The sequence below is a fragment of the Psychrobacter piechaudii genome, assembly GCF_900162825.1.
GTDB lineage: Bacteria > Pseudomonadota > Gammaproteobacteria > Pseudomonadales > Moraxellaceae > Psychrobacter > Psychrobacter piechaudii.
In genome coordinates this window covers 1-7,215 of record NZ_FUGE01000231.1, presented here as the reverse complement: position 1 = coordinate 7,215, position 7,215 = coordinate 1, and the positions used below count along the sequence as shown (strand labels likewise).

Annotated in this window: 7 protein-coding genes and 1 pseudogene; 5 read left to right on the top strand and 3 right to left on the bottom strand. The window is 40.6% G+C overall.

What is annotated here, in order from left to right; translation table 11 throughout:
• Positions 1-252 precede the first annotated feature (252 nt).
• Positions 253-906 (bottom strand): YiaD family glycine zipper/OmpA-like lipoprotein, encoded by a 654-nt coding sequence (locus tag A1019T_RS11980; RefSeq protein ID WP_077451874.1) that lies wholly within the window; start codon positions 904-906, stop codon positions 253-255.
• 572 nt (positions 907-1,478) lie between these two features.
• Between A1019T_RS11980 and A1019T_RS11975 the strand changes: the two genes are divergently transcribed.
• From A1019T_RS11975 to minE, 5 genes are all read left to right on the top strand, one after another.
• Positions 1,479-2,441: an acyltransferase gene (locus tag A1019T_RS11975; RefSeq protein ID WP_077451872.1), complete on the top strand. Its 963-nt coding sequence runs from the start codon at positions 1,479-1,481 to the stop codon at positions 2,439-2,441.
• A 122-nt stretch (positions 2,442-2,563) separates the two neighbouring features.
• Positions 2,564-3,664 (top strand): hypothetical protein, encoded by a 1,101-nt coding sequence (locus tag A1019T_RS11970; RefSeq protein ID WP_244156661.1) that lies wholly within the window; start codon positions 2,564-2,566, stop codon positions 3,662-3,664.
• Between the two features lie 115 nt (positions 3,665-3,779).
• Positions 3,780-4,607, top strand: coding sequence for a septum site-determining protein MinC (gene minC, locus A1019T_RS11965; protein ID WP_077451870.1), 828 nt, complete (start codon positions 3,780-3,782; stop codon positions 4,605-4,607).
• A 393-nt stretch (positions 4,608-5,000) separates the two neighbouring features.
• Positions 5,001-5,813, top strand: a complete 813-nt coding sequence (gene minD, locus A1019T_RS11960; RefSeq protein WP_077451868.1) for a septum site-determining protein MinD — start codon at positions 5,001-5,003, stop codon at positions 5,811-5,813.
• A gap of 2 nt (positions 5,814-5,815) precedes the next feature.
• Positions 5,816-6,100, top strand: coding sequence for a cell division topological specificity factor MinE (gene minE, locus A1019T_RS11955; RefSeq protein WP_028859407.1), 285 nt, complete (start codon positions 5,816-5,818; stop codon positions 6,098-6,100).
• A gap of 119 nt (positions 6,101-6,219) precedes the next feature.
• Here the strand turns inward: minE and A1019T_RS11950 are convergent, their stop codons facing one another.
• Entirely contained in the window at positions 6,220-6,774 is a 555-nt protein-coding gene (locus A1019T_RS11950) for a cytochrome b (RefSeq protein WP_341864632.1), read from the bottom strand.
• A gap of 141 nt (positions 6,775-6,915) precedes the next feature.
• Positions 6,916-7,215: pseudogene (locus A1019T_RS11945) on the bottom strand (RNA-guided endonuclease InsQ/TnpB family protein); the annotation flags it as partial.

Below are 7,215 nucleotides of genomic sequence, written 5' to 3'. Positions count from 1 at the left end.
ACGTAAAGACTGGCGTCTGCATTGTATCGATACTTTGTTCTTTTATTTTCTTTGGCTTTGTAACAGTTTATAAGTTCTTTCACTATACCATCTTTGGCTATAAAACTTGGCTATAAAAACACTAGACAAAAAAATAAGCCGACACTAGGTCGGCTTATCTTTATAAGCTATGGTAAATCCATAGCCATAATACTTAAAGTTAATTCTTAATATAAGCTTAGAGCTTAATCAAAAATCACCTTAAAGCAATAATTATCTTAAGTTTTGTGGAGCATTCAATTTAATCTCAACACGGCGGTTCTGCATTCTACCTTGCTCAGTGTTGTTATTAGCAATTGGCTGGCTCTGACCATAACCTAAAGTTTGGATACGGTAGCTTGCAACACCACGATTTTGTAGGTAACCAGCTACTGATTGAGCACGGCGCTGTGATAAACCTTGGTTATAAGTTGGGTTACCAACGCTATCAGTGTGACCCATTACAGTAACTGTAGTTTGGTCATACTGAGTCATAGTAGAAGCCAACTTGTTTAACGTATTATAGAAAGATGGGTTGATATTAGTGCTGTCATGAGCAAAAGTAATGTTACCAGGCATAATTAGATCAATGTTACCTTGACCATCATGCTTAACTTCTACCCCAGTACCTGCCATGTCTCTTTCAAGCTGTCTTTGCTGATTTTCCATGTAAGTACCGATAGCACCACCTAGAACTGCACCAATCGCAGCATCACGGCCTGTTTTGTCACCACCAGTAACTTTAGAGATACCAGCACCGGCAGCAGCACCACCTAGAGCGCCTAGAGCACCTTTATGAATAGTCTGTTGGCCAGTTACAGGATCAGTAGCACAACCTACTAAAGCAAGAGATGAAGCTAGAGCTGCAATCATTAATTTATTATTCATATTTAATCCTTAAAATTCAAACGTGTTAATTGGTTATTTGCCTAACCTATCTACTTATTTATAGAAAGTCTATTTTTACCCTTTTTATTCTACCTTACCGGCTTTTATATCCTTAAATAGAGACTTAAAAATTTTAATCTATATTATTTAAAAGAAACGACCAGCCATCGCGAGGTTAGCAAATGTTTCATAGAATATTATGCCGTTTTCTATCTTATGCTATGTAATAATTTGTGGTTTTGATGTATGACATCTATGCACTATATGACACAATGCTAAGAGCGCAGAAAAAATACTCCCTATTTCAAGGAACCTTAGCACTTGATACCGACATTTAATATTGGCATTTAATATTGTTATCAGGGTATGGGGTGGTTTACAATCGTAAACTGTATTGACTAAAACCTTATAAACTGTATTGACTAAAACCTTACTAGTATTTCATACAGTCATGTGCTTTAAAGCCTTGGGTACCCTTATGCTTAGCTTTTTAATTTAAGCCAATACAAGTAACCTTGGCAACAGAGCTACCATCCACTTATGCTATTTGAACACCCTACATGGTCTTTTTTATGAAAAACAAAATAAAAAATATATATCAGAACGTACATGCCAAAGCACCCATTGTCGGTAAAGCCGCTTCTTTTGCTACTGCAGCTGGGGTAATCTGCACTAATACCCTAACTTATGGCATCCCCTTATGGTTGCTAGGCGCTACTAAAGTAGCTACCGGCTCTAGCGTTGCCGACAAAAAAGTCATCAAAATTGCTAAGCATTGGATTAATACCAATAATTTACTCATAGATAGCGTACTGCCCAAGCGAGACTGGCGTATTGACCTACCCGACGACCTGGAAGAGGATAAGCAATATCTGTTAATCAGTAATCATTTGTCTTGGGTCGATACCAGTATCGTGCAATATATCAGCCAAGATCGCCTGCCTCTGACTCGCTTCTTTACTAAATACAACCTAATTTATATTCCTTTTATTGGACAAGCCTTCTACTTCTTAGACTTCCCTATGATGAAGCGGCATTCTAAAGAGGAAATCGCCAAAAACCCGGGCCTAAAAGATAGAGACATATTAGAGGCGAAGCGGGCCTGCGAATTACTCAAGGACAAACCTTTTGCCTTACTCAATTATTTAGAAGGCACGCGTTTTACGCCCAAAAAGCGTGAGGCTCAAAACTCCCCTTATAAAAACCTATTAAAACCGAAAGCCGGTGGCATCTCTTTAGCCATTCAAGCGTTAGGGCCTCAAATCGATGGTATCTTGGACATGACCATTGTCTATCCCGATGGCAGTCCGTCTTATACTGATTTATGGAAAGGCAATGTCAAACGCCTAGGGGTTCATGTGCAGCATATTGATATCCCGCAAGAGTTATTCGACGCTATTGAGGAAGGCGACTACAACAATGATGAGGCTATGAAGCAAACCATGTATGCTTGGTTGGATGAAGTATGGAAAAATAAGGATGAGCAAATCTCACGCATGAAAGCCGATTTCGAAAACTCACCTAAATCTTTATAGATTCAATCATTTATAATGATTTATGGCTTTGCCATATTGGTTTTATAAATTGTGTTCAACTCTTACTCATTCATTACCTACTCAAGGCTTAAGGCCCTTTTACTCTAAAGGCATAGCAGCAGATGACTGACCCTTATAATACCAATAGCAATGTACTCTTATACAGCTCTGATAACGGCCCTGAGCATCCTAACAATAATCACGGCCAACCAGACAACCCTTTGAGAAGTAAAACTGCAACGAGATTGGCTTTGGGGTATGACATTATAATGCTGCTGGTCATCGTGATTGACCTAAGTGTTATCAGCCTCGACTTGCTATTAATGAGTAAGTTCATGGGCCAGGTTGCTGAGTGGGTAAACCTGTCCGAACACTTACAGTTTTACGTAGAAAATATTCATCACCCTTTGCGGGTATTGGGTGGCTTTTTTACTATATTTCTAATTGCAGAATTGGTGTTCCGTTGGTTTTTATCAATATTGGGCAAGCGATACAGCCGCTGGTTTTTCTTCCCTTTTGCCCATTGGTATGAGGTGCTGGGCTGTTTCCCACAGTTTCGCGCCTTGCGATTATTACGGGCATTTTTTATTGGACGTAAGCTGTACCAACTCGGCTACCAAGTTTTGCCCCAAAAATGGATTAATCGGGGTAAGTTTTATTATGACTTAGTATTTGAAGAGTTGTCGGACCGCGTTATCTTGACTGCCACAGATAACTTACGTCAACAGTTCGCCGATGAGCAAGCTAATCAACGTTTTATCGATGAAACTTTTAATAAAAATCGTCCGCAAATCCAAGCTATGTTATCGTCTATACTAAAACAAGAGCTTGGACCCCAGCTTAGGCAGATGGCACAAAGCCAAGCCACGCATGAACTATCGATACAGGTCGGGGTCGCGGTTCAAGAAGCTTTAAACAATACCCCAGAATTAAGACGCTATCTTCGTATGATTCCTATAGCAGGAGGCTTGATTGAAGGGCAATTACATAGCATTAGTCAAAATATCGGTGAGAACATTACTCAGACCTTATTTTCACACCTAACTCAAAGCCACATTACAGATGCCATCATGGATGAGGTTGCAAAAGCAGTGGCGAATATCGACTTACAAAACCCAGAGCTAGATGCTTTGGTGAACAGTATAGTAGTAGATGCTTTAGGCGCATTTGAGAAACAAGTTAAAGTTCAACAATGGAAACATCAAGAATACTTGCATCTATAGCGTATTATTATAATAATCAGTGCTAACAACAACATCATAAAAAAGACACTAATTATTCCCCTACAAGACTCACAACTTATTAAAAACTTTGCTATTTTTTCTTTAAGGATTTGTTATGACCGCCGCTACAGAGGTTACTCCGTCATTAAAAATGTATGGCAAGATGCTGACTTTTACTCGCATCAAGCTTGAAACCGCTGATCATAGTGAGATTGATGCTTATTTGGCCGCTAACTTGAGTAATAAAAACAGCCAAATCCCCGTCATCATTGATAGTAATGTGGAACAGGATTTGGACGCCTTAGTGGACCTTTTTTGGTCTTGGGGGCTTCAGCCTATCGGGGTAGTCACCGGTATCCTTGATGAAGCAGCCAAAGCATTACGCTTGGCTATCTTCCCTGGCGATGGAAAACGTATTGAGCTACTTAGACCCACCAAAAAACAGACCGCTGCTGCGGCTTCTATCCCTCAGGCTACTGTTAACGCCACGGTAACTACGGAGAATGAGGAAGGTACTAAAACAGTCAGCCCTGCCCAGGCACAAAGCACAGTTAATGAGGTAGCAGTGCCTACTGAAGAGACAATTTTCGCTGAAGCTGACGCGATGACCACGTTGTTTTATGATCAAATGCTACGTTCAGGGCAAAGCATTAATCATGTGGGAGGCGATTTGGTATTGACCGATAGTGTTAATAATGGGGCTGAGGCCATCACTGATAATAGCTTGCATGTTTATGGCCGAGCACAAGGTCGCTTAGTGGCTGGTGCCACGGGTGATAAAGACGCTAGAATTTTCTGTCAACGTTTTAACCCTTCACTGGTCTCTGTCGCCGGCACCTATTGTTTGCATGACAGTATTCCAGCTGAAATGATTGATAAACCGGTTCAGGTTAGATTTGTGGAAGGTCAAGGCTTAGTATTTGAAATTATAAAAGACAGCTAAATCAGGAATAAATAGCTGTCAACTGGGGGATGGTCTCTATAGTTCGGGGCCACTTCCCTATTTATAATGAGAACTTATTGAAACTAACAAGCCACCCTTACGATTTGTCCTAAATTAGATGAATAAGACGTATCCAGTAAGAAAATAGAAATAAAAACTTGCATTAAATTCACAAACATAACCCTGCTTACCCCTTTATAATCAAGCGAATGCTGTTACTTCAATGTTATCTGTGATAATCTAATGGCACAAAATTTGACTTTATTGGCTGAGTTGTGCTGTACAGGCTTTTTCATTATAAGAAGCTGAGAGTTTAACCGCACAACCTAACCCATCTTATTTTAGTTATGGGCAAATCATTGTCCACTTTCAGATTTATAGGAGTATGCCGTAGTGGCAAAAATCGTTGTAATTACCTCAGGTAAAGGCGGTGTCGGCAAAACGACGACCAGTGCTTCTTTTGCCGCAGGCTTAGCATTACGTGGTTACAAAACAGTGGTCATCGATTTCGATGTGGGTTTGCGTAACCTTGACTTGCTTATGGGCTGTGAAAACCGCATCGTTTATGACTTTGTTGATGTCATCTCAGGAAACGCCCGCTTGCAGCAAGCTTTGGTCAAAGACAAGCAGTTAGATAATCTATATATTCTTCCTGCCAGCCAAACCAGAGATAAAGACGCCCTAACCGATGAAGGGGTTGCTGAAGTTATAGAAGAGTTATCAAAGCAATTTGATTACATCATTTGTGACTCGCCAGCGGGTATTGAGCGTGGTGCGCAGCTTGCCATGTATCATGCAGATGAAGCCATCATCGTTACCAACCCTGAAATCTCTTCAGTACGTGACTCTGATCGCATTATTGGTGTGCTACAAAGCCGCACTAAAAAAGTAGAAGAAGGCACAGGTACCGTCCGCGAACACTTGGTTATTAACCGTTATAACCCTGAACGCGCTGCCGCAAAAGAAATGATGGATATCGATACCATCTCTAACGATATCTTGAAGGTTCCTTTACTTGGGGTGGTTCCAGAAAGCAATAGTGTTCTTGAAGCCTCTAACCATGGTGAACCTGTTATTCACTATCAGGATTCAGTAGCGGGTCAGTGCTACGATGATATCGTTGCACGCTTCTTAGGTGAAGAAAGACCGTTACGTCATATTGATGTTAAGAAGAAAAGTTTCTTACAACGCTGGTTTGGGGGTTAAGTATGTCTAGAAAAAAAGGATTTTGGAGTAGCTTGTTTGGCACAGAGACCAAAACCTCTGGTAGCGCCAACACAGCGACTGAGCGACTTAAAGTTATTGTTGCCAGTGAAAACCGCCTAAACTCTCGCCTTACCGCTGACCGCATTGAGAAAATGAAGCGTGAAATTCTTGAAGTGGTGAATAAGTATGTCAACGGCGTACAGATTAATGATGTGAACATCAATCACCGTCATGAAGATAACCTTGACGTGTTAGAAATGAACATCAACCTACCTGATGCTAAGTAAGCCTTAGCATCACTTGTAATAAAAAATCGCCAATGGGCGATTTTTTTTATGCTTCTAATAAGTATCAATGAATACAGCGTATCAATAAGTATAGCGGTCGATATAATCTATATAAAAGATTATTTAATCCGCGACATGATATTGTCTTTTTTGATAAATTGATGCTGTAACGCTCCTAAAATATGTAAGGCTGTAAATACTAACAAGGTTGGCCAGATCACATCGGTATGTAGGTTATTAAAAAATCTTGCCTGACCTCGGTCGGTGGCCAAAATGCTGGGCAGCTGAAATAGTCCAAACATATCAATACTTCTTCCCCCATACCAAGTCATCAAGATACCTGATAACGGCATAGCAAATAACAACACATACAGCAGTAAGTGAGTCAGATGCGACACTGCAGTCTGCCACTTCGGCATGGGTACGCTAGCAGGTGTTGGGCTAATAATACGACTGATGACCCTAGCAATCATCCAGAACAATAAGCTGACCCCAAAGGCTCGGTGTAAATCTAAATAGGTATCCCCTGCTGATGAGCCCTTATGTAAAGTTATCATCCCCCAGACAACAATAAGCAGCAGTACACTACCCCAATGAAAAATCTTTACCGCAGAAGACCACTTATTCGGTTTTACTGCTGTCACAGTATTAGAGCGAGTATTATTTGGTGCCATAGACATAAGTTACCTATTCACTTTAAATTTAAATTATTAAAAATAAAATAATAGCCCATTATTACAGCAACGAGTCATTACTTTGTGTAAATATTGCCTTTATATTGAAGATGTTAAGGCAGTTTTGACCTCCTCCCCTCGCTAAACTGAGGGGATTCCTACAGCTAGACGGTCAAGCCCGACCGCAAGGATGTTCTTAGCCGCATTGATATCTCTATCATGCCATGTGCCACACTCAGCACACCTCCATCCTCTTATTCGCAAACCTGCTCTACCCTCAAGCTACTGTCACTTATTTTAAGGCAGCACGAACAGGTCTGGGTAGTGTAACTCTCATTTACGATCTCAAGCTGACAACCTGCATACTTGCATTTATATTCCAGTTGTCGTTTAAGTTCAAACCATCCTGCATCGTATGTTGATTTAGCTAGATTGGTTTTT